At 68.1% G+C, this 24032-nt stretch carries 23 protein-coding genes; 16 read left to right on the forward strand and 7 right to left on the reverse strand.

Annotated elements, in window-relative coordinates; translation table 11 throughout:
* Both VD972_RS24325 and mtnC read left to right on the forward strand, forming a co-directional pair.
* On the forward strand, positions 1-349 hold a 349-nt coding region (locus VD972_RS24325; RefSeq protein ID WP_324990870.1), incomplete at its 5' end, for a 1,2-dihydroxy-3-keto-5-methylthiopentene dioxygenase.
* 4 nt (positions 350-353) lie between these two features.
* Positions 354-1031 carry an acireductone synthase gene (mtnC, locus tag VD972_RS24330; RefSeq protein ID WP_324990872.1) on the forward strand — a complete coding sequence of 226 codons (678 nt, stop codon included), beginning with the start codon at positions 354-356 and terminating at the stop codon, positions 1029-1031.
* Positions 1032-1047: 16 nt separating this feature from the next.
* On the opposite strand, the gene VD972_RS24335 is transcribed toward mtnC, so the two are convergent.
* Both VD972_RS24335 and VD972_RS24340 read right to left on the reverse strand, forming a co-directional pair.
* Positions 1048-3351: an ExeM/NucH family extracellular endonuclease gene (locus tag VD972_RS24335; protein ID WP_324990874.1), complete on the reverse strand. Its 2304-nt coding sequence runs from the start codon at positions 3349-3351 to the stop codon at positions 1048-1050.
* A gap of 373 nt (positions 3352-3724) precedes the next feature.
* The gene (locus tag VD972_RS24340) at positions 3725-4918 is read right to left on the reverse strand and encodes a DNA polymerase IV (protein WP_324990911.1); all 1194 of its coding nucleotides are present in this window, start codon (positions 4916-4918) and stop codon (positions 3725-3727) included.
* A gap of 26 nt (positions 4919-4944) precedes the next feature.
* Here VD972_RS24340 and VD972_RS24345 point away from each other — a divergent pair, with 26 nt between their 5' ends.
* Positions 4945-5181 carry a secondary thiamine-phosphate synthase enzyme YjbQ gene (locus VD972_RS24345; protein WP_324990912.1) on the forward strand — a complete coding sequence of 79 codons (237 nt, stop codon included), beginning with the start codon at positions 4945-4947 and terminating at the stop codon, positions 5179-5181.
* On the opposite strand, the gene VD972_RS24350 is transcribed toward VD972_RS24345, so the two are convergent.
* On the reverse strand, positions 5162-6145 hold the full coding sequence (locus VD972_RS24350; RefSeq protein ID WP_324990876.1) for an RluA family pseudouridine synthase: 984 nt from the start codon (positions 6143-6145) through the stop codon (positions 5162-5164). The genes VD972_RS24345 and VD972_RS24350 overlap by 20 nt on opposite strands.
* Positions 6142-7278, reverse strand: coding sequence for a serine/threonine-protein kinase (locus VD972_RS24355; protein ID WP_324990878.1), 1137 nt, complete (start codon positions 7276-7278; stop codon positions 6142-6144). Before VD972_RS24355 ends, VD972_RS24350 begins: the two co-directional genes overlap by 4 nt.
* Before the next feature lie 207 nt (positions 7279-7485).
* On the opposite strand from VD972_RS24355, the gene VD972_RS24360 reads away from it, so the two are divergent.
* The 8 genes from VD972_RS24360 (at position 7486) to VD972_RS24395 (ending at position 14974) form a co-directional block, all read left to right on the forward strand.
* Complete coding sequence (locus VD972_RS24360; protein ID WP_324990880.1) at positions 7486-8274, forward strand: isoprenyl transferase; 789 nt, start codon at positions 7486-7488, stop codon at positions 8272-8274.
* On the forward strand, positions 8271-9098 hold the full coding sequence (locus VD972_RS24365; protein WP_324990882.1) for a phosphatidate cytidylyltransferase: 828 nt from the start codon (positions 8271-8273) through the stop codon (positions 9096-9098). The genes VD972_RS24360 and VD972_RS24365 overlap by 4 nt, the downstream gene beginning before the upstream one ends.
* Before the next feature lie 75 nt (positions 9099-9173).
* A complete protein-coding gene (gene rseP / locus VD972_RS24370) occupies positions 9174-10784 on the forward strand; it encodes an RIP metalloprotease RseP (protein ID WP_324990885.1) in 1611 nt (536 codons plus the stop codon).
* Positions 10781-11257 (forward strand): septal ring lytic transglycosylase RlpA family protein, encoded by a 477-nt coding sequence (locus VD972_RS24375; protein WP_324990887.1) that lies wholly within the window; start codon positions 10781-10783, stop codon positions 11255-11257. Before rseP ends, VD972_RS24375 begins: the two co-directional genes overlap by 4 nt.
* 9 nt (positions 11258-11266) lie before the next feature.
* On the forward strand, positions 11267-12001 hold the full coding sequence (tsaB, locus tag VD972_RS24380) for a tRNA (adenosine(37)-N6)-threonylcarbamoyltransferase complex dimerization subunit type 1 TsaB (RefSeq protein WP_324990889.1): 735 nt from the start codon (positions 11267-11269) through the stop codon (positions 11999-12001).
* A 374-nt stretch (positions 12002-12375) separates the two neighbouring features.
* Positions 12376-13197, forward strand: a complete 822-nt coding sequence (locus VD972_RS24385; RefSeq protein WP_324990891.1) for a tetratricopeptide repeat protein — start codon at positions 12376-12378, stop codon at positions 13195-13197.
* 131 nt (positions 13198-13328) lie between these two features.
* The gene (locus VD972_RS24390; protein WP_324990893.1) at positions 13329-14624 is read left to right on the forward strand and encodes a hypothetical protein; all 1296 of its coding nucleotides are present in this window, start codon (positions 13329-13331) and stop codon (positions 14622-14624) included.
* A gap of 11 nt (positions 14625-14635) precedes the next feature.
* Positions 14636-14974, forward strand: a complete 339-nt coding sequence (locus VD972_RS24395; RefSeq protein ID WP_324990895.1) for a hypothetical protein — start codon at positions 14636-14638, stop codon at positions 14972-14974.
* Positions 14975-15029: 55 nt separating this feature from the next.
* On the opposite strand, the gene VD972_RS24400 is transcribed toward VD972_RS24395, so the two are convergent.
* A complete protein-coding gene (locus VD972_RS24400) occupies positions 15030-17246 on the reverse strand; it encodes an ATP-binding protein (RefSeq protein ID WP_324990896.1) in 2217 nt (738 codons plus the stop codon).
* Positions 17247-17404: 158 nt separating this feature from the next.
* On the opposite strand from VD972_RS24400, the gene VD972_RS24405 reads away from it, so the two are divergent.
* The 5 genes from VD972_RS24405 to moaD all read left to right on the forward strand — a co-directional run bounded on the left by VD972_RS24405 (position 17405) and on the right by moaD (position 22630).
* On the forward strand, positions 17405-18433 hold the full coding sequence (locus VD972_RS24405) for an aspartate-semialdehyde dehydrogenase (protein WP_324990898.1): 1029 nt from the start codon (positions 17405-17407) through the stop codon (positions 18431-18433).
* Positions 18434-18559: 126 nt separating this feature from the next.
* Positions 18560-19444, forward strand: coding sequence for an MXAN_2561 family MXYO-CTERM-anchored protein (locus tag VD972_RS24410; RefSeq protein ID WP_324990900.1), 885 nt, complete (start codon positions 18560-18562; stop codon positions 19442-19444).
* Complete coding sequence (locus tag VD972_RS24415; RefSeq protein WP_324990901.1) at positions 19441-20166, forward strand: MXAN_2562 family outer membrane beta-barrel protein; 726 nt, start codon at positions 19441-19443, stop codon at positions 20164-20166. The genes VD972_RS24410 and VD972_RS24415 overlap by 4 nt, the downstream gene beginning before the upstream one ends.
* A gap of 9 nt (positions 20167-20175) precedes the next feature.
* Positions 20176-21966: a PKD domain-containing protein gene (locus VD972_RS24420; RefSeq protein WP_324990903.1), complete on the forward strand. Its 1791-nt coding sequence runs from the start codon at positions 20176-20178 to the stop codon at positions 21964-21966.
* 1 nt (position 21967) lies between these two features.
* The gene (gene moaD, locus VD972_RS24425) at positions 21968-22630 is read left to right on the forward strand and encodes a molybdopterin converting factor subunit 1 (protein ID WP_324990905.1); all 663 of its coding nucleotides are present in this window, start codon (positions 21968-21970) and stop codon (positions 22628-22630) included.
* Here the strand turns inward: moaD and VD972_RS24430 are convergent.
* On the reverse strand, positions 22627-23283 hold the full coding sequence (locus VD972_RS24430; protein ID WP_324990907.1) for a hypothetical protein: 657 nt from the start codon (positions 23281-23283) through the stop codon (positions 22627-22629). The genes moaD and VD972_RS24430 overlap by 4 nt on opposite strands.
* A gap of 22 nt (positions 23284-23305) precedes the next feature.
* Positions 23306-24032, reverse strand: a 727-nt coding sequence (locus VD972_RS24435) for a site-2 protease family protein (RefSeq protein ID WP_324990909.1), incomplete at its 5' end; no start/stop codon positions are given.

The following is a 24032-nucleotide window of genomic DNA, read 5'->3' on the forward strand; positions in this document are numbered from 1 at the left end:
GAGGGAGAAGGGCTTCCGGTCCGTGGATGTGATCAAGATGGTGCCGGATCACCCGAAGAAGGTGGAGCTGCGCAACAAGTTCCTCAGCGAGCACACGCACAGCGAGGATGAGGTGCGCTTCTTCGTGGAGGGCCAGGGCCTCTTCAACATCCACAGGCAGGGCAAGGTGTACGCCGTGCTGTGCGAGAAGGGGGATCTGATCGGCGTCCCGGATGGAACGCCGCACTGGTTCGACATGGGGCCCAGTCCGCACTTCATCGCAATCCGCCTGTTCACGAGCACGGAGGGGTGGGTGGCACACTTCACCGGCAACGACATCGCCGCACGGTTCCCCTCCCTGGCAGCCTGACGACATGGTTCGAGCCATCGTCACGGACATTGAAGGCACGACCACGAGCCTGTCGTTCGTGAAGGACGTGCTGTTTCCCTACTCCACGCGCCACCTGCCTGGGTTTGTGCGGGCTCAAGGCCACCGGCCGGAGGTGCGCCGGCTGCTGGACGAGGCCCGCAAGGTTGCGGGGATGGACGGGGACGATGAGCAGCTGGTGGGAGTGCTGCTGCGGTGGATCGAGACGGATCAGAAGCTCGCGCCCCTCAAGGGCCTGCAAGGGCTCATCTGGGAGGAGGGATATCGGCAGGGTGCCTTCCAGGGTCACGTCTACGAGGACGCTGCACGTTGGCTGCGCGAGTGGCACAAGCAGGGCCTGCGTCTCTCCGTCTACTCCTCGGGCTCGGAACATGCCCAACGACTGATCTTCGGCCACACGCCCTTTGGGAATCTCACTCCGCTGTTCAGCGGCTTCTTCGACACCCGAGTGGGCGGAAAGAAGGAATCCACTTCCTATGCCGCCATCATCCGGGAACTGAAGCTGCCCGCAGAGGAGGTCCTCTTCCTGTCGGATGTGCGGGAGGAGCTGGACGCCGCCTGCGCCGCGGGCCTGCGCACGTGGTGCCTTGTCCGAGGGGAAGGGCCCCAGGTGGACGCGGGCCCCCATCCCGTGGCTCGGAGCTTCGACGAGGTCCGGCCGTAGGGGCAGCCTACAAAGCCTACCAGGGGCAGTTGACGACCTTCACGGTACGCGTCACCGACGTGGCCGCATTGCCTGCGCTGTCCCGCACGTCGTAGCGCAAGGTGTACTCGCCCGGCACCCAGCCATTCACGTACCCCGTCGTCACCACCGTCGGCGCCACGTTCCCGTAGCAGGCATCCCAGGCCTCCACTCCGGGATCCACCCAGCCGCTGCCGCAGGTGTGCGTCATCTGCGCGTCTCCCTTGAGCCTCAGCGTCGGGCGAGTCCGGTCCGCCACTCGCACCGAGCGGATGGCGCTCACCGTCTGCCCCTCCGAAGTCCATGCCATGTACTGCACCGAATAGGTGCCCTCAGCGCGCATGTTCGGGCCCGGCCCGGACGCATCGTTGCCCGAGTTGTACGTGTGTACCTCCAGCGGGCCGCACGCGTCCCACGCCCGCGCTCCAGGGTCCAGCCATGTGTCCACCCCGCACTCCAGCGTCAGCGGGTGGTCGCCATGAAGCTCGAGTGCGGGCGCTCCTGGGGCCACTGCGCAGACAGCGTTCAGAGCGAGCCCGACGATGAGAGGATCGTGATCGCTCGAGCGGAACGGCGTGGGCGCGTAGCGATCATCCGTCTTGAACTCGGTGTTGTAGTCCAGCACCGGAGGCTCATCCGCGTTGATGTGCCACACGGTCATTCCACGCACCTGGGCGGCCAGGCTCTGCGTGACCAATGCGTGATCGAGCTCGCCTGATTGACCCTCGAACACGTAGCTGTAACGCTGCGCGGCCGGAATCCGCAGGCTCAGGGGTTCCAGCCCGCCCGCCACCAGGGTCTGCACCGGATCCTCCGCGCTGTAGGCGTTCAGGTCGCCGAGAACGAGCACATCCGGATCGGTCGAGCGCCCCTGCAGCTCACCGATGAAATGGAGGAGCTTCTGCGCCTGCTCAATGCGCTTCAGGTTCCAGCATCCCTGGCCCTGGTCCACATCCCCGCTGCTGGGGCAGGAGCCCTTGGACTTGAAGTGATTGATGACCACGGTGAAGTCCTCCCCGGACTGGCTGCCCTCGCCGTTCCTGCGGAAGGTCTGCGCCACCGGGTAGCGGTCGAAGATGGGGTCCGGGAAGCTGAGGCAGGCGCCAACGAGGCTGACCGACCCCGGCTTGAAGATGAGGGCGACCTTGATGGCATCGCTCCCGGTGCCTGTGAGGGGATCCGGTACCGCGGCGTACTCGGGCCCGCCGTACGCGGCGTTCAGTGCATCCACCAGGTCCTGGAGGGCGGTTGGGCCGTTGTTCTCCACCTCGATGAGACCCACGACCTCCGCGTCGATGGCCTTCAGCGCCGCGACGGTCTTCGCCTTCTGGCGCCCGAGCTCCGCAGCCGAGTTGGCTCCGCGCTCATTGAGGGTCGTGAAGTAGTTGAGGACGTTGAAGCTGGCGACCTTCACGTCACCGGCGATCGGCTCCGGTCCGGCGGTGCGTGGGTTGGCGTTGACGAAGGCCGCAACGAGGGTGGGGTAGAGGCGGTACTCGCTGAACTGGAAGGTGAGCACACCGGTCAGGCTGCTCACCGTGTCACCGACGCGCCGTGTGCCGTCCGTGCCGGGTGAGGACAGGAACGGGATGGGAGCAGGGTTCTGCCTCGAGCTGGCGTCGTCGAGGACGATGCGTCGCCGGGCGTACTCCTCGGGAGAGCCTCCCTGGCCGTTGGTGGGACTGAAGAGACGCCCCCCGCTGGAGAGGAGCAGCTCGCCATAGCGCCCGAGGTTGTACGTCTCCGTGACGGTGAGCACCTGCGGAAAGGTGACGAGCATGCCCTCGTATGCCTCGAGGTCCGTGACGGCACGCACCGGCAGCGCGATGGGAGTGGGCGAAAGGCTGGCCCCACTGGAGCAGACGCTCAGCGCGCTGACGAAGTCGAGCTCGGTGAGGGTGCCGGTGCCCGTGCGGAACTCCTTGACGGTGCCGCTCACGCGCACGAGATCGCCCGGTCGCACGTCGACGCTCGACAGCGGATTGCTCCGGGGCACGTAGACGAAGAGGCCTTCACTGGTGGCGGGGTTGCCGTCTCCTTGCGCGGCCTGGATGAAGAAACCGCTCTGAAGGTCCGCGGGCTGGTAGTCGCCAATGACGACGCCTTCGGCTGTGACGGGACGTCCGGAGAGGGGACTGGAGGCGCCTGCGCCCTGGATGGCGGCGATCGGGGTCAACGTGACGCCGCCCGGGCAGGAGAGCGGGGAGCGGGTGGCCTGAGCTTCCGCCGCCCAACCAGGACTCGGGGACAAGAGGCCCAGCGCCAGAATCAGGGCGGGTATGACCGCCACGAGGCGCTTCATGACTCCTGCCCGGCGGCGCCATGCCCCTGGGTCGATCTCGTCCGCTACCAGGACACCGCCCCACCTCGCCCGCTCCATCCCCATCGCTCCCCCTTGTTCCGTTGCCCCTTCAGCGCGTTATCGACACTGCGCATGGTTGCTCCCTGGTGGAACTTTCAGGCAGGCAGACGGGCGAGTGAACCCTGGATCCTTACGTAAGCTCCTGAAAGCATTGGAGGTTTCAGTTTCCGCAGTTTTTTTGGGACGGCGGTCGCCTGGCTCCCTCTTGAGAGCGTAGGCCCAGATTCTCTTCTCGAGGCACTTCCCCGCCCTCTTCCAGGGGGGAGGGTGGGGGGCTTAGCGCCAGCTCATGCCACGAGCTGCTGCCGCTCCCTCAGGGCCGTTCCCACGGATCTTCGTCGTTGGCCGTACCGCCGCTCTCCGCGAGATCCGCAGTGGTGATGGCCTTGGTGCCGAAGCGCTCGGCGATGCGGTCCAGCGCGGCGTTGAGCTTCGCGCTGCGAGGCGGCGGAGGCGCCGAGAAGAGCCCGAGCTGCTGCGGCTCCTGCTCGCCGAGGGCCTGCACGGACACACCCGTGAGCCGGACAGGCTTGCCCTCGTGGGCGCGCTCCAGCAGATCGAGCGCGGCCCGGTAGAGCGCCTGTCCGTCATCGGTCGGAGTGGACAGGGTGGTGCGCCGGGTGATGACGGTGAAGTCCGCGAACTTCACCTTGAGCTGCACTACGCGTCCCTTCACGCCGGCCTTGCGCAGCCGCCTGCCCACGCGCAGCGCCTGGGCGTGGATGTGAGGCCGCAGCAGATCCAGGCCTCGGAGATCCTCCTCGAACGTGTCCTCCGCGCCCACGCTCTTGGCGGCGCGATCCGGCACCACCTCGCGGGGGTCGTGGCCTTGGGACAGCTCCCAGAGGTGACGGCCCTGCGAGCCCAGGCGGTCCTCCAGCCACGCCACGTCCCGCGCCGCCACGTCGCCGATCGTCTTCAACCCCGCGCGCGTCAGCACCTCCTCGGTCTTCGGGCCGACGCCCCACAGGCGCGACACGGGCAGCTTCGCCAGGACGGACACCATCTCCTCGGCGAGGATCTCTCGCTGGCCGTTGGGCTTGGCCAGGTCCGAGGCGATCTTGGCGACGAACTTCACCGGAGCGATCCCCGCCGAAGCAGGGAGGCTCAGCTCGGCAGCGATCTCCTGGCGGATGCGGCGGGCGATCTCCGCGGGCGAGCCGAACAGGCCTGCCGAGGCCGTGACGTCCAGGAAGGCCTCGTCGAGCGAGAGCGGCTCGATCAGCGGGGTGTAGCGCTCGAAGATGGCGAACACCTGCTCGCTGGCCTCCGCGTAGGCGGAGAACCGCGGCGGGACGACGATGGCCTGAGGTGCCATCTTCACCGCGCGAGCCATGGGCATGGCGCTGCGCACGCCGAAGGGACGCACCTCGTACGAGGCGGCGACCACCACCCCTCGCTGTGCATGGCCGCCGACGATCACCGGCTTGCCGCGCAGGGACGGGTTGTCCCGCTGCTCCACGGACGCGTAGAAGGCATCCATGTCGACGTGGATGATGGCGCGCATGACGTCCGTCACTGTAGCGGACCTTCCTGACAGGGCACGGAAATGAAGACCCGGAGCTCGCGCCCCAGGGGCCGGACTACCGCCACCACCGCACGGGCGAGGACAATGGAGATGCCCACCTGAAGTCCCTGCTCATCCACCACCAGGTGATCATCCCCGTGACTGCGGGGAAGCTGGACCTCGGGACGTGGCAGCAGGTGTTCTACGCCGAGTTCGATGGACAGCGCCGCAAGCGCGTCATCATCAAGGTGATGGGCGAGTAGCCACCGCTTCGCCTGGGACTTGGATCGGGGCGAACGAGAGGCCGTGCTTCTGGAGCACCGCCGTGAGCTCCGGCGGCAGCGGGCTCTCCACGTGCACCGCCTTGCCCGTCAGCGGGTGCGTGAACCCGAGCGATCGCGCGTGCAGGAAGAAGCGCGAGAGCCCCGGCTCCTGCCTCCCGCCATAGAGCGCGTCCCCCACCAGCGGCGCCCCCACGCCCGCCATGTGCGCGCGCACCTGGTGCAGCACTCCCGTGAGGATCCGCACCTCCACCAGGCTGTACTCGCCCGCGCGCGCCAGCACCCGGAAGATCGAGTGCGCCTCGCGAGCCCCCTCGGCTTCGGACATCGCCGGCTCCACGCGATCCGGGTGGCGGGGGTGGTGGCGCAAGGGCAGCTCGATCTCTCCCTCGTCCGCCAGCGGCCCCGTCACCAGCGCCAGGTAGCGCTTGTCCACACCCCTCCCACCGAAGGCCGAGCGCAGTGCATGCCACGCCTCACGCGTGCGCGCCGCGAGCAGCACCCCGGAGGTCTCGATGTCCAGCCGGTGACACAGGCCGCCCTCGCGCGGGTCTTCGGCGGCCTCGGCGCACTCGGGGTAGCGGGCCACGATCGCGTTGGCCACCGTGCCCGTCTCTCCCGGCCGCAGCGGATGCGAGGGCCGTCCCGCGGGCTTGTCCACCGCCACCACCGCCGCGTCCTCGTACAGCACCTCGAGCGGGAAGCCCGCGTCCGGCACCGCCTCGCGCGTCTCCTCCTCCCACTTCACCGTGATCTGCTGGCCCGCCGCCACCAGCAGGCCCTTCTTCGCGGGGCGCCCGTTCACCTTCACGGCACCCTCCTCGAAGAGGCGCTTGAGCTTCGCCCGCGACAGCCCGAGCGCCTCTCCTACGAAGAGATCCACCCGCTGGCCCGCCTTCGCGGCCTCCACCGTCAGCGTATGAAGCTTCTCTGCCTCGGCGCTCACTCGGCCAGTGCCTCGTAGACTTCCTCGGCCGTCTGGAACCGATCATCCGGCTCCTTGCGCAGCAGCTTGTGGGCCACTCGCGCCAGCTGAGGATCTCCCTTCAGGTTGATGCCCAGGATGGGCGCCGCCTCCACCTCTAGCACCTGCTGCCACAGCGCACCCGGAGTCTTCGCGTCGAACGGCGGCCGCCCTGTCATCAGCTCGTAGAGGATGACCCCCAGGCTGTAGAGGTCCGCCCGCGCATCCAGCGGCTCTCCGAGGATCTGCTCCGGAGACATGTACCGGAACGTGCCCACCATGCGCCCATCCGCCGTCAGGCCCGCGTCGTCCGCCAGGAACTTCGCCAGCCCGAAGTCCATCAACCGCACCTGCCGGTCCTCATCCACCATGATGTTGGAGGGCTTCAGATCGCGGTGCATCAGCCCGTGCCCGTGGATGTAGGCCAGTGCCTCACAGATCTGGAGCATCGCGTCCTTCAGGCGGCCCATGCGCTCGGGGCGGTTGAGGTCCTCGGTGCGGGCTTCCTGGATGCGGCGCTCGACCAGCTGGACCTTGGGATCCGCCACCTCGAGCGGCAGATCGAAGCCTTCTGGGTCATCTGTGTCCGGCTCATCCGCCGCGTCCGCCAGCGCGCGGACCGACGCGGCCCCGGCGTGCATGCCCGCGTCCTCGCTCGGCTCCTCCTCGGAGAAGGCGGCCAGGTTGAACGGCATGGGGCCGTCGTCGCCGCCCGAGTCCTCGTTGTCATCGCCCCAGGACCCCGAGTCCTCTGGGATCGTCCGCGCTCGCGGAGAGGAGATGGAGCCCGAGGGCGACAGCAGATCCACTCCTCGGAGGTTCAAGTAGTTGCGCAGCGTGAGCCCCTCAATGAGCTCCATGACGAGGTAGGGGTAGCCCTGGAAGACGCCCACGTCGAATACACGCACCACATTGGGGTGCGCCAGGTCCGCCAGCGTCTCGTACTCACGAGCCAGCCGGCGCGCCGCTCGCGTGTCCAGGGCTGGACCCGCGGAGAGCAGCTTGAGCGCCACGGGATCGCTGGTGCGGCGGTCCAGGGCCCGGTACACGGTCCCCACACCTCCGCTACCAAGCGTCTCCAGGACGCGGTAGGGACCAATCAACTTAGGGGGCATGAGCAGCCCCGATCCTACGGAGCAGGTCACTGCACGGTCAAACACGCTTGGGGGTGTTCTTCTGCAGGGAGGACACCCTGTCCTCGCGGCCACCGCGTGCATGTGCGCCGCCCACCCTCACCGGGCGACCGGTCAGGGCCTTGCGGCGACCGTTGGCCCACACGGGCGTGGACGGCGCAAGGCCGGGCCTTTAATGTGCAACGCTCCATGGAACGCCCCTCTGCCCTCAGCGCGCTCGAACAGCAGGTCAAGGCCCGTCCCTTGCCCCGTCATGTGGGCATCATCATGGACGGCAACGGCCGCTGGGCGGAGATCCGCGGCGTGCCACGGCTGGAGGGGCACCGCGAGGGCTCGGCCAGTGTGCGCGAGGTGACTCGCACCGCACGCCGCGTGGGTGTCTCCGCGCTCACCCTGTACGCCTTCTCCTCGCAGAACTGGGCCCGCCCCGCGGACGAGGTGGCGGGGCTCATGGAGCTGCTGCGCGAGTACCTCCAGAGCGAGCGCTCGGAGATCCTCGACAATGGCATCCGGCTCAACGCCATTGGCGAGGTGGACAAGCTTCCGCGCTACGTGCGCGAGCCGCTCGACAGGCTGCGGGTGGACTCCGCCCACAACCAGGGCATGGTGCTCACGCTGGCGCTCTCGTACGGCGGCCGCGAGGAGCTCATCCACGCGACCCGGCAGATTGCCCAGGCCGTGGTGGCGGGCGAGCTGGATCCCGCGCGGATCGGCGAGAAGGACATCGAGTCCCACCTGTGGACGCAGGGGCTGCCGCCGCTGGACCTGATGGTGCGCACCAGCGGAGAGTTCCGCGTGTCCAACTTCCTGCTCTGGCAGATGGCGTACGCGGAGCTGTACTTCGCGGATGTGCTGTGGCCGGACTTCCGGACCGAGGCCTTCCTGCGGAGCCTGGCGCACTACCAGCAGCGAGAGCGGCGCTTCGGGCTGACGTCCACGCAGCTCCAGCGCGAGGACACCCAGCGGGCCAAGGCGTGAACGAGAAGAACAAGAACCTCGTCGTCCGGTTGGTCTCGGCAGTGGTGCTGCTGCCGGTGGTCCTCTTCCTGCTGTGGAAGGGAGGCGCCTGGAGCGCGGCGCTGTTCGGCGTGGCGGCTGCCGCGTGCGCCAGCGAGTACTACACCATCACCCTGAAGCACCTGTACCCGGCGACGTGGGTGGGCATCGTCCTGGCGGGGTTGATGCCCTGGCTGGCGCTGCTCGGCCCCGAGCACGTGGGGCAAGGGGCCTTCTGGGGGACGGCGGCCCTGTTCTTCTTCGCGTGGACGTACCACCTCATTCGAGGCCCGCTGCCCGAGGCGCCCCTGCGCGCGGCGCACCTGATCACCGGCTTCCTCTACGCGGCGGTGGGGCTCACGGCCATGTCCGCGCTGCGCGTGGGTGAGGGGGGCATGGCCTGGGTCATCTGTGCGCTCGTCATCACCTGGGCCAACGACACCGCCGCCTACTTCGCTGGCCGCTTCCTGGGCCGCCACAAGCTGTATGTGGAGGTGAGCCCGAACAAGACATGGGAGGGCTTCTTCGGAGGGATGGTGGGCTCGGTGGCGGGCATGTTCATCGCCCGGGCCGGCTTCTTCCCCGAGTTCACGGTGGCCGACTGTGTGGTGCTGGGAGTGGTGGGAGGGATCGCCGGTCCTATCGGGGACTTGTGCGAGTCCATGCTCAAGCGTGCCTATGGGGTGAAGGACTCGGGCAAGCTCATCCCGGGGCACGGCGGCATCCTGGATCGGATTGACGCGCTGATCTTCAACGCCCCCCTGGTGTTCATCTACGTGCAGTTCGTCCGCGGGTGGCTGCCCTAGCGGCTGTGTGCTCGGCCGGGCAATGTGGATGGATGTGCGTTGTCCTGGCTCGCTGGCGCGATTAGTGTTGCCGCCATGCAGAGTATCGGGTTCTTCGCGCTCCTGCTCGGGGTGCTGGTGACGGTGCACGAGCTGGGTCACTTCCTCGTGGCGAAGGCCTGCGGGGTGAAGGTGCTCAAGTTCTCCATTGGGTTTGGGCCCAAGCTGCTGGGCTTCACCAAGGGGGACACGGAGTACCAGCTCGCGCTGTTGCCGCTCGGCGGCTACGTGAAGATGGCGGGGGACATCCCCGGCGAGGAGATGGAGCCGGGAGAGGCCCACCGGGGCTTCCTGGCGCAGCCGCCGTGGAAGCGCATGTTGATCGTGCTCGCCGGACCGGTGTTCAACCTGGCGTTCCCCGTCCTGGTCTACTTCTTCGTCTTCCTGGGGCCGTACGAGGATGTGTCCACGCGCGTGGGCTACGTGGCACCCGGCTCGGCCGCGGCTGCCGCGGGCATGCGCCCGGGGGACCGGATCCTCGCGGTGGATGGCGAGAAGGTGCGGACGGACAAGGAGGTCGACGAGGCCTTCATTGGCAAGTTCGAGCGTCCGGTACCGCTGACCGTCGAGCGGGATGGCAAGCAGCTCATCGTCGAGGTGACGCCGCTCAAGAAGGTGGAGTCGTCGCCCATCGAGACCATCGAGCGGGGCGTGCTGGGCGCGGAGCCCTATTCGCAGCTGCCGACGGTGGGCGTACCGTCGGGCTCGGTGGCAGAGCAGGCGGGGCTGAAGACGTTTGATCGGATCCTGACCATCAACGGGACGTATGTGCCGGACGTGGCGTCCCTGTACCAGGTGCTGGATCGGGAGCAGGGCCCGCTGGAGCTGGTGGTTCAGCGCTCGCCTTCCGTGGAGGTGGGAGCCATCACCGTCCGCATGCCGGACGCGGTGAAGGTGAAGCTGGACAAGCAGCCGGGCGAGGGGTTCGCGGCGCTCGGCGCGGAGCCGGTGGATCTCTACATCGCGTCCGTGGCGCAGGACAGCCCGGCGCGGAAGGCAGGCCTGCGGTCCGGGGACAGGCTCGTGGCCCTGAATGGCGAGACGCTCCAGTCCTTCCACCTGTTCCAGGTGAAGCTCGGCGCGATGGGAGAGGCGCCCTTCAAGCTGACGTGGCGGGGGGCCGAGGGCGAGCGCACCGAGGAGCTCGCGCGGTCGACCCTGAAGAGCGTGGACGCGATCGGCAACACCCACACGTACCTGGGCGTGGGCGTCGTGCAGTGGAACGCCGGTGCGCCGCCGGAGACGGTGAAGCTGGATTACTCGGCGGGCGAGGCGCTGGGGCAGGCGGTGCGCATCGTCCCGGCGATCACCAAGCAGACGGTGAAGGCCGTGGCGGGGCTCATCACCCGGGATGTGCCGCTGAGCTCCGTGGGTGGACCCATCATGATGTACCAGATGGCAGCGAAGACATCCGAGCAGGGCTGGGACTCCTTCCTGCAGCTGATGGCGATCATCTCCATCAACCTGGGCGTCATGAACCTGCTGCCCATCCCGATCCTGGATGGCTTCCACCTGGTGGCCGCAGCCTGGGAGAGCATCCGCCGGCGGCCCATCCCCGTGCGCGTGCGGGAGGTCGCCAACGTCATCGGCTTGGCAATGCTGGTGGCGCTGATGCTGGTGGCGTTCTTCAACGACATCACCCGGTGAGCATCGCGTTGGGAAAGCTGCTCGCGGTGGCGCTGGGGGTGGGGTTGTTGACGGGCTGCGCTTCGCGCGCGGCCCGGCCGGCTCCGAGCGCTCGGGCAGAGCCGTCCACGGAGGGCAAGGCACCGCGCACGTACCTGGGCGAGGGGCTGGCCTCGTACTACGGCCCGGGGTTCCACGGCCGGAAGACGGCGAATGGGGAGCGCTTCGATCAGAACGCGATGACGGCCGCCCACCGGACGGTGCGCTTCGGCACCTGCCTACGGGTGGTGAACATGGAGAACGGGAAGTCGGTGGAGGTGCGCGTCAACGACCGAGGGCCCTTCAAGGACGACCGCGTCATCGACGTGTCCCTGGGCGCGGCCCGCAAGCTGGAGATGGTGGAGAAGGGGCTGGCTCGGGTGCGGCTGTACCGCTGCAAGGACGAAGAGCCGAGCTCTGCCTTTTCCATCCCGCTCCAGGCGCTGCCGGGGTAGAGGAGGGCTGTGTTCCTCTCGCTCGATACCTCCACGCTGACGCTGTCGCTCGCCCTCGTGGAGCGGGTGGGCGAGGAGGTGCGCGCGATCGAGCACGTGGTGGTGGGGCCTCCTCAGAAGCAGAGCGAGGTGCTGCCAGGTGTCATCGGTGAGCTGCTCGCGCGGCATGGGGTGAAGCTGGCGGAGCTGGAGGGCCTGGCCGTGGGCCTGGGGCCGGGCTCCTTCACGGGCCTGCGCATCGGCCTGGCCTCGCTCAAGGCGCTGGCCTACGCGGCGCACCTGAAGGTGGCCGGAGCGTCCTCTCTGGCGGCAGTGGCGCTGGAGGGGCCCGAGGGGCCGCCGCTCTTCTGCCTCGCGGTGGCGCGCAAGGACGATCTGTACCTCGGGGCGTACCAGCGGCGCGGGCACAGCGTGGAGGCGCTGGAGCCTGAGACAGCCATGTCTCCAGAGGAGGTAGCGGCGAGGATGGCCGCCGAGCCCGAGGCGGTCGCGCTGGGGCCCGCGCTCACCGACTATCGCGCTGTCCTGGAGGCCGCGGGCGTGGCTCCTCAGCGGCTGTTGCCGGGGCCTGCGTTCCCCTCGGCGGTGGAGCTGGCGCGGCTGGCACGCTTCCCGGAGGCACAGCCCCTGGAGGCGATCTTCACGCTGGAGCCGCACTACGTCCGGGCCTCCGAGCCCGAGCGCAACCCAAAGTTCCCCCCGCTGCCTGGGCCCGCCCCCACCGCTCGCCTGAAGGACGATTGAGCGTCAGGCGCTTCCCAAGGTGCATCGTGACTTGCCTCATTTCCTGTCAAGGACATGACCTCTTGGTCCGCTACCTCCTTGTCACCTGCTTTCTGCTCGGCCTTGGCTGTGCCTCAGCTCCCAAACCCGCGCCCACGCCCGCCGTGGCGCCCGCGCCCAAGCTCAGGTCCCTGCCTTCGGCGGATGATCTTCCGTATCTCTCGCCCTCGGAGATCGTGAAGCGGATGCAGGGCTCCCCGGTCAAGTATCGCGTAGAGCCAGACGACTCACCGCCCGGCGGGGCCGCGGATTCGCTCTGGCCAATGGGGATTCAGCCCGTCGATCTCCCTCGCGTGGTGGTCGAAGACGGGAGACGGGTCGTCCAGGAGTGGCCCTTGGAGCCGAAGATGGAAGCGCTGATGGCTCAGGCCGTGAAGCACATCGAGGCCCAGCGCCTTGAAGAGGCGGAGAAGATCAGCAATCAGGTCATCGCGGAGTGTCGGGACTGCTATCTGGCTTTCGAGCACCTCGGGGAGATCGCACTCGCCCGAGGGGAGCCCGCCGCCGCGCTCGGCCACTACCAGAAGGCGTTGCAACTCAACCCGGATGACTCCCAACTCCACTATGGCCTGGGCAGAGCACTTGTGCGGCTCGGCCGACTGAAGGAGGCGCGTGAGGCGCTGGCCTGGGCGTTGGTCCTGGGTCCCCGCGACGCCACCCTGCGCAGGCTGCTCGGGGAGTTCGAGGGGGTTGGGATGGTGTTCAAGGGGGACGTGCTCATTCCGCGGGGCTTCGCGTACAAGCGAGGAGAGGAGATGGTCGTCCTGTACGATCCCCTCTACGGCCCCGCCTGGCTCGCCTTTGGCGCGTGCAAGGCGCTCTGGCACGCGGATGCTGAGCACCGCAAGGAGATGACCGGCCACACCGAGCACTTCTTCAACTCCATTGAGGACTTCGAGTGTGTCAGCGCGGCCGCTCATGTCCATGAGACTCAGAAGGCGCAGAACGTGGAGGGACCCATGGATCCCACGCTGGATCGGTTGTTGGACGTCATGCGCGACGGCATGTTCTCGGAGATGGTGCTCTTCGAGACCATGTCGCGCATCTCCCCCCAGTTCACCCTCACCCTTGATGATGAAGGCCGGCGGAGGATGTGGCAGTACGTGCTCAAGCACGTGCTCGTGCCCGTGGGTGCGCAGGGCGGATCCGCCCCATGAACTCACGTCTGCTCGCCGAGAAAGAGGGCCCCGGGGGCCTCGCGGGCCTGCTGACCACGGGGCTCATGGTCATCGTCTCTGGGGTGACATTCCCGTAGGCTGAGCTTCTCCCCTGCTCAAGAGGGTGTTCCATGGCCCATCGTCTGACCGCAGTGCTCATGATGGTGGTTCTGGCCAGCGCGTGCGCCACCACGCGCGTGGTACGCCTCGACACGGGGCAGGGTGCGCCCCTGGAGTACCGGTCGCCCACCTCGAACAAATCCGTCGAGGTGGGCGCGGACGAGTTCGAAGAGGCGTTGACCCTGCTGGTGCTGCATGCCCCCCTGACTCTTCGCCATCCCCAGCAAGGCTGGCTTGTGCGCACCTCCTCCTCAAGTCCCACCCAGGCCCCCCGTTGGCAGGACCTGGCGCGCAAGGGCCTCGGAGGCCTCTGCAAGGCGGGCCAGCCGAAGGATGACTGCCTGTCCGTGCTCGATGACGTCATGGGCTTCAGCCAGTGGGACAAACTGGGGATAGCTCTGGGCCTGTCGTTCGACCCCATGCGCGAGAGCATTGCCCACGCGGTGCAGAACACCCTGGCCCCTCAGCTCTTCTGTTCCGTGCTCGCCACGGGCTTGGTGACGTGGGTCTTTTTGGCGGCCAACCCCGAGCCCATCTTCACCAAGGCGGCTGCGATTGTCTCAGCGGTGATGCTGATCTACCTGGGCGTGGACGCCTTTCTGGCAGTGCTGAATGCGAGCCTGGAACTGAAGCGTACCACCGACCGGGCCACCACCTTTGAGGAGTTGCAGGAGGCCAGCCAACGCTTCGCGCGCGCGGTGGGACCGGAGGTCGCGCGCGTCTTCGTCCTTGCGACGACGGTGGTGGTGACCCGGGGCATGGTGGGAGGTGCCGCATGGCTGGCCTCACGGTTGCCGATGCTGCCCAACTTCTCGGAGGCGGCGACACTGGGGGCCTCGCAGGTGGGTGTCAGGTTGTCGGAGGTAGGGCAGGTGAGCGCGGTGGCTGTTGTGGAAGGCAACATCGTCATCACCCTGGCGCCCACGGCAGTGGCTATGGGTACGATGGGCTCGGGCAGCAAGGGAGGTTCAGTTTCCACACAAGGAAGCGGAACCAACCTTACGACGACTCGCCAGAGCGGGGGCACCACCTACCGCTTCAATACGGGACATGGCTTCAATCGAGCACACAGATCAGGAACGGACCTCAGGAACACAGACCTGACCCCGGATGAGGTCGAGAATGCAATCATGGACCACTTGAATGCTTTCCGTGCTTCTGGCGGAGCTCTGCCTACGGTGAGCGGCGGAGTTGTGCCGCAGCCCTACATAGGAAGAGTCGGGGTGGGAGGACATACGATCGGGTTCTCCGCAGTTCAGACGCCGGGTGGCACGGTTTCGGTTGGAACCTATTACCTGCTTCCCTGATGGGTGGTGAGATGGCCTCTCTCATCGAACTGTTTGACTCGATACCCGAGGAACCAGGACTGGCCCGCAGCGAAGCTGAGTATAGACTCGTTGAGGAACTCACATTCAGTTCGCCAGCAGCTATTTTGGAGTTCCTGGAAACTGCGCTCAGCAGGGATGTGCTCTTGGTTCCAGTCTGGATCAGAAATCTTGCCTATCGGCTAGCGTGTTTGCAGGAGCCAGACAATCCGTCGCTGTTGCGCAGGGCGGCGGCCGATCTGAGATTCGTCGGGCCCGATTGGAACAGTATTGCCGACGAGTTGACGCGGCGTGCTGAGTCCCTTGAGGGCAAAGACATCGCAGGTGAGTAGGCGTTCACCCTCACCCGTGCAACACCGCCGCTCTCAAGGGCGGCGCTCCAAGCGTCTATACCCCCCCCGGGGTGTAGGGCAGCTTCAGCTTGAAGGTGGCGCCTCGACCTGGCCCGTCGCTGTGCGCCGTCAGTGAGCCTCCCAGCACCTGGGCTGCAATGGCGCTGGAGTGAAGTCCGAAGCCATGCCCCCCGGTGCGGGTGGTGTAGCCGTACTCGAAGATGCGCGTGAGCATCTCCGGTGCGATGCCAACGCCGTTGTCGCTCACCCGGATGAGGAGCTGCTCGGGCTCGGGGTGCTCGAGCCTCAGGGTCAGGTGCCTCCTGTCCGTGGCAACCTCATCCAGGGCGTACTTGGCGTTGCTGATCAGGTTCACCAGGATCATCAGCACCTTGTGCTTGTCCGTCAGCACCGGCGGCAGCTCGGCCAGGTGCTTCTCGACCCTCACCTCGTGGCGGCTGAGCCCGGCGGCGTTGATGCGCAGGGCGTCGTCGATCAGCTCCCCGAGGGAGATGAACTCGAGCGCCTGAGGGGGCCGGGCATAGCTCTGCTGGAGGTTGACGATGCTACCAATGTGCTCGGTGTACCTGCCGAGATCGCCCAGCAGCGAGTGGATGCGCTCGCGCTCCTCCTCCAGACTCTGCCCGAGCTGATTCAGGTAGGAGGGGATCATCCTCCCGCGGTTATCCTGGGTGAGGAAGTCAGGCAGATCCCCCTGGTGCTGCTCGAGCAGGGCCGCGACCTTGCGCACGCTGGCGAGCTTCAGCTTGCCCAGCCGCTCCGTCACCAACAGCGTCGAGGTCTGCACGCTGTTGAGCACGTTGCCCACGTTGTGCAGCACGTTGGTGGCGATCTCCGCCATGCCGGCCTGCCGGGCACTCTCTACGAGCTGGTGGTGCACGTCCTTCAGCTCGCGGGTGCGCTCCAGGACTCGCTGCTCCAACCCTTCGTTGGCTTCTCGCAGGGCCTCCTCGCGTTGCTGGACGCCGTTGGCCATCAGCTGGAAGGCACGCGCCAGCTGTCCCAGCTCATCATTGCGAGCCGTGTTCATCCGGACAATGAAGTCGCCCGCCGCCACCTGGTCCGCGGCCTGGTTGAAGTCCTTCAGTGGACGGGTGATCTGGAGCTTCATCACCAGGTACATGATCCCCAGCCCCACGAGCAGCGCCAGGAGGCCCAGCCACAGGACATAGCGGGCCGCGAGCCAGGCCGGCCCTGTGACTTCGCTCCTGGGCAGCACGGTGACGAGGTTCCACTGAGGCCCTTCCAGCCGGGCCACGGCGAGGTAGGTGTCACCCTCCTCGTTCTCCAGGACGATCTGCCCAGGCTGGCGGCGCCTCACCTGCTCGAAGATGCTGCGCAAGTGTGCCCTCGGCCCGGCCTGCTCGGCGGTCTCCAGGATGTTGTGCGTCTCGACGGCATCCTCCGTCATCAGCTCGGGGTGGGCGATGAGCAGGCCATCGTCCCGGAAGATCAGGTTGTACGAGCCGGGCAGCCGGTCGTGGAGCGTGCGGACCATCAGCTCCTTGAGGAGGACGTCATGGCTGATCGTCGCCACGTGCCTGCCCTCCAGGTCCAGCGGGGTGGAGACGGAGACCATCCAGCTCTTGATGACCGTGTCCGCGAAGATGCCGCACCAGGCCGTCTGCCGCTGCGGGTTGTTCTCGGGCAGGCTGATCGTGAAGAGCTCGAGGCTGGTGAGCGGCGGGGCGGTCTCGGCGTCCAGGACCCAGGAGGGGCTCTCCGGCCAGTAGATGGCGAACAGCTTCTCCGGCAGGGTGATGTAGGTGTTGGTGAAGCGCGTGTGCAACGCGGGCCCGTACTGCGCAAGCACGTCATACGCGGCCAGGATGCGGCGCCGGAGCTCCTCATCGAGCGGAGCGTCTGCGGCGATGAAGACTCCGGGCATTCGTGTGCCATCGAAGTGCTCGGCACGGCTGCGGACCGTGCCGTCGGGCCTGCGCGCGAACAGGGTCTCGAAGCGGGGCGCCGGATCTTCCTGACGCAAGGCCTGGATCCGCTCCGCCAGCGCCTTCTTCAGGACGGTGTGGTTGTCCGCCGCCAGCATGAAGAGCGCCTGCTCCTGCTTGGCGCGCTCGGAGACATACTTCTCCAGGTGAGAGAGGGCCGCTGTGCGCAGCGAGCCGACCATGTGGAGGTAGCTGAAGAAGGTCGTCAGGCCGATGAGCGCCGCGATGGGCACGCCCATCTTGAGGAGTGTGGAGCGGGCCAGGGAGCCATTGGAGCGGGGAGGAGGGGAGGGAGTTGTCACTCTGGACCTTGCCCACGGTGTGTCGAGGGTGCGGCAGCTTACACCCCCGCTTTCGGAGGCTCGTGCGACTCCAGTGCGAGCTGGAGTCTGTGTGATTCCCGTAGGCCTTGTTCCAGGAGGCTCGCGCACGGGGCTGGGCTGGCGTAAAGGGACGCGCCATGAACGAGAACGTACGGATCGCCGTGGTGGGGGCCACGGGAGTGGTAGGCCGCGAGGTGCTCTCCGCGCTCCTGGATCAGGGAGTGCCCTCCGAGCAGCTCACCGTGCTGGCCTCCGAGCGATCCGAGGCCGTGGAGCTGGAGTACGGCGAGGACACGCTGGCGGTGGAGAAGACCACGCCCGAGGCCTTCCGCGGCGTGGGGCTGGCGCTGCTGGCCACGCCCTCGGATGTCTCCCGCACGCTGGGGCCCGTGGCCCAGGCCGCGGGCGCCTGGGTGGTGGATGCCAGCTCCGCCTTTCGCGCCGACGGCACCGTGCCGCTGGTGCTCCCCACCTTCAACCCAGAGATGCTGGGGGCTCCCTTCAAGGGCCGCATCGTCAGCGTCCCCTCCGCGGTGTCCAGCGCCCTTGTCTCGATCATCGCGCCGCTCCAGAAGGCCTTCGGCGTCGTCCGCGTCCAGGTGACGGCGCTCATGGGGGCGTCCTCGGCGGGCGTGGCGGGGGTGACGGAGCTGGAGAAGCAGACCGCCGGCCTGCTCTCCGGACGGGAGTCCGAGCCGCACGTCTTCCCCCACCGCATCGGCTTCAACCTGGTGCCCCAGGTGGGCCCCTTCATGGCCAGCTCGCCCTGGACCGAGGAGGAAGCAGGCTGGACGCTCGAGGCGGCGCGGCTGTTCGGCGCCCGGGGTGAGACGCCTGTCGTTGCCGGCACCGCCGTGCACGTGCCTACGTTCTATGGCCACGGGCTGAGCCTCCACGTGCAGCTCAAGACCGCGGCTCCTGTGGAGCAGGCCCGCGCCGCGCTGAAGGCCTCGCCCGCGCTCAAGGTGTTGGATGGCCCCGCGGAGAAGGTCTACCCCATGCCCATGCTCATTGCGGGGGACGCTTCGGTCCACGTCGGCCGGTTGCGCACCTTTCCCCAGGCCCCCGAGTGGCTCACCCTCTTCGCGGTGGTGGACAACGCCGGGCGCGGGGGGGCGCTCAACCTGGTGGAGGCGGGGCTGCGGCTCCTCCAGCGCGCTGCTTGACAATTTGGCACACCCCCTGGACCGGGCCTGCCCATTTGGCGGGGTTTGGGGGGGAGAAGCCGGGGGAATGAAGGAACTCCCCCCCCGTTTCAGATGGCCCCCCACTTGCTAGGGTCTCCACCGTCCATGCGTTCCTTGCTGATTGCCCTCGCCCTGCTGACCGCGCCCGCTGCTTGGAGCCAGTCGACTGCGCTCCAGCTCTCGCTCCCGAACAACGAGACCGAGCTCCGGGTCCCCAAAGAGCCCTGTGACCTGGTCCGATCGGTCACCTGGGCCCATGCCGTGACGTTCGTCCCGTGCGATGACCTGCGCTTCTGGTTCGCCACCTCCTGTGGGGATGAGCCACCCAGTGGGTCGGACGTGATTCACACCGTGCCCAAGGCCAACCTGCCTGGCACCCCCACCACCGGCAACACGGTGACGTTCGAGGTCAGCGAGCTCCCGCTCTTCAACGATGCTGCTTGCCCGGCTGAGCAAAAGGAGGAGGAGTACAAGCTCTGCGCCTCGGTCCCGGTGCCTGGAGGGCTCGCGACCGACTGTTCTTCTGGCTCGAAGAACTTCCACAAGAGCAACGTCGATGTCGTCTATGACTCCTTGCCGCCGGCTGTCCCGACGATCGACAACGTGGCGGCGCTGGACAAGGCGCTGTCCGTGCGAGTAGCTGCCCCGGAGGACGCCAGCCGGCTGAAGCTCCAGATTGTGCGAGCGGATGGGACCGGCGCGCGGACGGTGGATCAGTCCGTGGACCAGACGCTGTTCCGCGTGGAGAACCTGGAGAATGGGGTGACGTACAGCGTCACCGCGACGGCGGTGGACGCGGCGGACAACGAGAGCGCGCCCTCCGAGGCCCAGACGGGCACGCCGGTCCTCACCCGCGGCTTCTTCGACAGGTATGTCGAGGCCGGCGGGCAGGAGATGGGCGGCTGCGGCGCGGCGGCGGGCGGTCTGGCGGGTGGCTGGGTGCTGGCCATCCTGGGATTCTGGCTGTCTTCAAGGAGAAATCGGTCATGAGTCGAGCAGTGGCCCTCGGGGTCGTCGCGCTCCTCGGTGCGCTGCCGAGCCAGGCGCTGGAAGTCTCGGACGCTCCCACGCTGTCCACCCATTCGCCGCGCACGGGCGCCCTGGAGTTCAAGCTGGGCGGCTACAAGCCGCGCATCGACACCGAGGCGGGTCTCACGGACACGCCCTACGCGAACACCTTCGGCAACGAGTCGATGCTGCTCTTCGAAGTGGAGATGCAGCGCTACTTCTTCCAGCGCTTCGGCTCGGCGGGGGTGGGGTTCTCGGCGGGCTATGCGGAGAAGTACTCGGACGCCGTCACCGAGACGGGCGAGCTGGCCGCCGAGAAGACGGCACTCAAGGTCGTGCCGCTGAAGCTCAATGCCCTCTACAAGTTCGACTATGCGGCGTTCCGCTGGGGAGTTCCCCTCGTGCCCTACGGCAAGCTGGGGCTGATCTACATGCCGTGGTGGATCAACAAGGGGGACAGCACCCAGCAGCTGGACGATCGCTCGGGCAAGGGCGGGCGCTGGGGCTACGGACTCACGCTGGGCGCCTCGTTCCTGCTGGACGTGCTGGAGCCCCGCCTGGCGCGGGACTTTGACACTGACCTTGGCGTCAACCACAGCTACATCTTCGCGGAGTGGACGTACGCTGAAGTGAACAACTTTGGCAGCTCGGGGCTCGTTCTCTCCAGTCGGCACTGGATGTTCGGGCTCGCCTTGGACTACTAGACCGCTCGTATGCGGTCTTCCCTGTCCCCGTCCCTGAGCGTCCCGCTGTCCGTCCTCTGCCTGGTGGCCGCGGGGCTGCTCGCTCCCGGCTGCCACCGCGCGGCGAAGCCCGAGGTGGGGCCCGATCGCACGGTGGAGGCGGGCCTCCCGGTGGGGTTTGGCTCGGCCCAGGAGGGCGCGCCCGAGGTCACCTGGAACTTCGGGGACGGCACGCCGACCCAGAAGGCGGCCCGAGTCTCCCACGCGTTTCCACGCTCCGGCACGTTCACGGTGCAGGCGCTCGAGGGCGCGACGGAGCTGGGCCGCGCGCTCGTCACCGTGGTGCCGCGGCCAGTGCTGCGCGCCATCCCCGCGGACGCGACGGTGGCCATCTACGTGCCCCAGCTCCGCGGCTCGGTAGAGCCGCTGGTGGACTTCTACGAGCGGCTCGTGGGCCCCGACATCGCCCGGCGGCAGATCGAGGAGGCGCCCTTGCTGCCCATGATCCTCCAGAGCGTCCGAGGCGACACCAGCATGGTGGATCCGGAGGAGGGCTTCGGGTTGTTCTCAGTGCCCGTCTTCGAAGGCTCGGTGGCGGTGCTGGGGGTGGTGGACGGCCCGGCGGCCGTGGAGGCGCTCGTCCGGGACTTCGAGTCCGAGGGGCTCACGGCGCAGCGGCAGGCGGACGGCAGTGCTCGCATCGAGCTGCGCGAGTCGGAGCCCCTCACGGTCTTCGTCGACCGTGGCTACCTGTACCTGGCGATGCCGGACACGGAGGAGGCCAAGGAGGGCGAGCCGGTGAAGGCGTCGCTCTCGTCTCCGGACGCGGAGGGGCTGCGCCGGTACGTGATGGGGTTCAGCGGCCCCGGCCTCTCCGAGTCTCCGCTGCTGGCGACGCTGCGCGGCAAGGTGGAGGAGGGCAACCTGTACCTCTTCACCCGCTTCCCGGAGAAGGAGCAGGCGGATGGATTCCCTGGGTTCTTCTCGTCGCTGCGGGTGAAGGAGGGGCGCGCGGAGCTGGATGGCTTTATGGCCTCGGACAAGGTGCTGCTGTCGGGCAAGCAGGGCCCCGTTCCGACGCTGTTGGAGAAGGCGCCGGTGGGGCCTGTTGCCGCGGCGATGGTGTCCATTCCGCCGGATGAGCTGGCGAAGGCGCTCGTCGGAGCTCCGGGGTCGCCGCGGCGCGCGGAGGCGCTGGACTCCTGGCGCAAGGAAGGGATCGACGCCGAGGCGCTGATCAGCGCGGTGCGGGGGGATGTGACGCTGCTGGTGTACTTCGACGCGCCGGCCTTCTACCGGAACTTCCTCACCAACAAGCGTCCCGAGCCGCGCGGCGCCGTGCTCCTGGAGGCGGGCCTCACGCGTCCCGAGCCGGTGGTGGCGGCACTCAAGAAGGCCTTCGAGGCGGGCTCGTGGAACGTGGAGACGATCCAGGAGAAGAGCGTCACCCGGTTCCGGACGCGGTTGATGGACCAGCCGATGGTCTTCACCGTGGCGGCGGATCGGCTGTCGCTCCAGGCGGGCGAGGCGCTGGAGGCCAGGCCTCGGGAGAACGTGGCGGCGGGGCTGCGCGAGCGCTTCGGTGCCAGCGCGTTCGGGCCGAGCCACCTGTCCCTCATGGTGGACATGGGGCGGCTGCGCGCCGAGATGGATGCTCCCGGGCAGGTGCCAGGGGTGCCCGCGGGGCAGCTCGCGGCCGCGAAGGCCTTCGGCGGGGCGTTCCTGGATCAGCTCACTCCCTTCGAGCACGCCTTTATGGACCTCTCGCCCGAGGAGGGCGGAGCGCGCCTGCGGGGGCGGATCGTGGTGAGGACGCGCTGAGATGGCTTCGATCACCGTCCTCTACTTCGCTGCGGCGCGTGAGCGCGCGGGAACCCAGCGCGAGACCCTGGAGGTGTCCGGGGGGATGCGCGTACAGGAGGTGCTGCGGCTGTTGGCGGAGCGTCACCCCACGCTTGGACCGCTGCTGCCGCACCTGCGGGTGGCGGTGAACCAGGAGTTCGTGGATCCGTCGGCCGAGGTGCCAGTCGGGGCGGAGCTCGCGCTCATTCCTCCGGTGTCGGGAGGCTCCGGTCTGTTCTCGGTGGTGGACCGGCCGCTGCGGCTGGAGGACGTGGTGGCGGCGGTGTCGGGCGAGGCCTACGGCGGGCTGGTGACCTTCTCGGGCTCGGTGCGCAACCAGACGAAGGGCCGGAGGGTGCTGAGGCTCGAGTACGAGGCCTATCCGCCCATGGCGGAGAAGCGGCTGGCGGCGATTGGCGCGGAGGTGGCGGAGCGCTTCCATGGCACGCGCCTGGCGATCATGCACCGGGTGGGGACGCTGATGCCGGGAGAGCTGGCGGTGGTGATCGCCGCCGCGGCCCCGCACCGCAAGGAGGCGTTCCTGGCCTGCGAGCACGCCATCGAGCGGCTCAAGCAGGACGTCCCCATCTGGAAGAAGGAGTTCTTCGAGGACGGCGAGGTCTGGGTGGGACTCGGCCCCTAGTGGACGCGGAGGTTGGCCGGCACGGTGACCTGGGTCCCGCCATCGGACTTCTGCGCCTTCTCGGCCTCGTTGATGGGCCGCAGAGGTGTGTCGAGCCCCAGCGCCTTGCGTCGCTCCAGGTCCTTCTCCTTGGCGGCCGCGAGCGCCCGGGCGTTGTTCTCCTGCATCTTCACCGGAGTCGGCCCGGCGATGAGGAACCCCACCGGCGCGCTCAGGAACAGGACGATGACCATCGCCAGCCACGCGAAGTCCCTGATCCGGTACTGCCCCACCCGATCCTTCGCCACCGAGTGCTGGACGATCAGGTGGAGCTGGCCCTCGGTGAGCCGCAGAGTGGTGCCCTCGAGCAGCTCGAGGGTGGCGCGGCCCTCGTGCTGGACCAGCTGGGCGCGGGGAACCTCGCTGAACGCATCTCCCTTCGTGCTGCGCTCCAGCTTCACGCCTGGGGGCACGAAGATGCGGTAGCCGTGCTCCGTGCGCTCCGCCAGGAGGAAGGGCTCCTCCGGCAGGGTGAAGCCATAGAGCGGCAGGGGTGCCTTCTCATCCGGCGCCGCGAGGACGCGGGGCTGCTCGGGACCGAAGCTCCAGGCTTCGGCCAGGGAGGTACCCCAGTACAGCTCGCAGAAGAGGCCGGCGTTGACTTGGCGATTCATGGACCGTCCGAGAATAGAGCCTTTACCCCGCATCGGCAGCGCCCGCGTCTCGTGGAGGGCCACCCGCGTCCGGAAGGCTCCCCGGATCGGTCGGTCCCCCGGCATCCGAGGGAGGACGCCCCCCATCGAGTGCTGGCACTGCACTGGCCGCCTCCCGGACCTCGGGGGGTGGACGCCCTCCGTCTGACACCATCCCCGTTCCCGAGGTTCCCTCACCATCCCGAGTGGGCACACCCGCGACCCCAGCATCCAGAAGAGCAGGCGCTCCGGGGGAAAGAGAGCGGCCCGGGTTGGAGGAGGGCAAGGCCCGGCGAACCTCCGCCACGGCCACGGTCAGGATGGCGGCGGCCAGGGCGAGGAAGCCCACGGTGTTCGCCAGCGTCTCCACCTTGGCGGAGACGGGCCGCCCGCGGGCCAGCTCAACGCTGAGGAAGAGCAGGCGCCCTCCGTCCAGCCCTGGCACGGGGACGAGGTGCAGCAGCGCGAGCGCCACCGAGATGGCCACCAGCACTCGCAGGAAGGCGTCCCAGCCGGTGGAGGCCGCCCCCGAGGACTGTCGCACTACGGCCACGGAGCTGGGGGGCTCTGCCTCCGGGGCCGGTCCAGCCACCGCGCTCCAGACGAGCGTGAGCGCCTCGGTGGCCACGCGCTGGGTGTGCACCAGGGACTGTGTCAGGGCCTCGCCGGGCGGGTGCTCACGGAAGACGTACTGCTGGCTCACGCCGATGCGGCCCACGCCGCGCTCATCG

This window comes from Hyalangium sp., assembly GCF_035629615.1.
In the GTDB taxonomy this organism is placed as follows: Bacteria; Myxococcota; Myxococcia; order Myxococcales; family Myxococcaceae; genus Hyalangium.

Bases quoted from the DNA above. Each gene is read 5' to 3' on its own strand.
- VD972_RS24360 (WP_324990880.1), top strand. From the start codon at position 7,486: ATGGAACGCCCCTCTGCCCTCAGCGCGCTCGAACAGCAGGTCAAGGCC.
- mtnC (WP_324990872.1), top strand. From the start codon at position 354: ATGGTTCGAGCCATCGTCACGGACATTGAAGGCACGACCACGAGCCTG.
- VD972_RS24390 (WP_324990893.1), top strand. From the start codon at position 13,329: ATGGCCCATCGTCTGACCGCAGTGCTCATGATGGTGGTTCTGGCCAGC.
- VD972_RS24340 (WP_324990911.1), bottom strand. From the start codon at position 4,918: ATGCGCGCCATCATCCACGTCGACATGGATGCCTTCTACGCGTCCGTG.
- VD972_RS24415 (WP_324990901.1), top strand. From the start codon at position 19,441: ATGAGTCGAGCAGTGGCCCTCGGGGTCGTCGCGCTCCTCGGTGCGCTG.
- VD972_RS24420 (WP_324990903.1), top strand. From the start codon at position 20,176: ATGCGGTCTTCCCTGTCCCCGTCCCTGAGCGTCCCGCTGTCCGTCCTC.
- VD972_RS24335 (WP_324990874.1), bottom strand. From the start codon at position 3,351: ATGAAGCGCCTCGTGGCGGTCATACCCGCCCTGATTCTGGCGCTGGGC.
- VD972_RS24410 (WP_324990900.1), top strand. From the start codon at position 18,560: ATGCGTTCCTTGCTGATTGCCCTCGCCCTGCTGACCGCGCCCGCTGCT.
- rseP (WP_324990885.1), top strand. From the start codon at position 9,174: ATGCAGAGTATCGGGTTCTTCGCGCTCCTGCTCGGGGTGCTGGTGACG.
- VD972_RS24430 (WP_324990907.1), bottom strand. From the start codon at position 23,283: ATGAATCGCCAAGTCAACGCCGGCCTCTTCTGCGAGCTGTACTGGGGT.
- VD972_RS24405 (WP_324990898.1), top strand. From the start codon at position 17,405: ATGAACGAGAACGTACGGATCGCCGTGGTGGGGGCCACGGGAGTGGTA.
- VD972_RS24355 (WP_324990878.1), bottom strand. From the start codon at position 7,278: ATGCCCCCTAAGTTGATTGGTCCCTACCGCGTCCTGGAGACGCTTGGT.
- moaD (WP_324990905.1), top strand. From the start codon at position 21,968: ATGGCTTCGATCACCGTCCTCTACTTCGCTGCGGCGCGTGAGCGCGCG.
- VD972_RS24395 (WP_324990895.1), top strand. From the start codon at position 14,636: ATGGCCTCTCTCATCGAACTGTTTGACTCGATACCCGAGGAACCAGGA.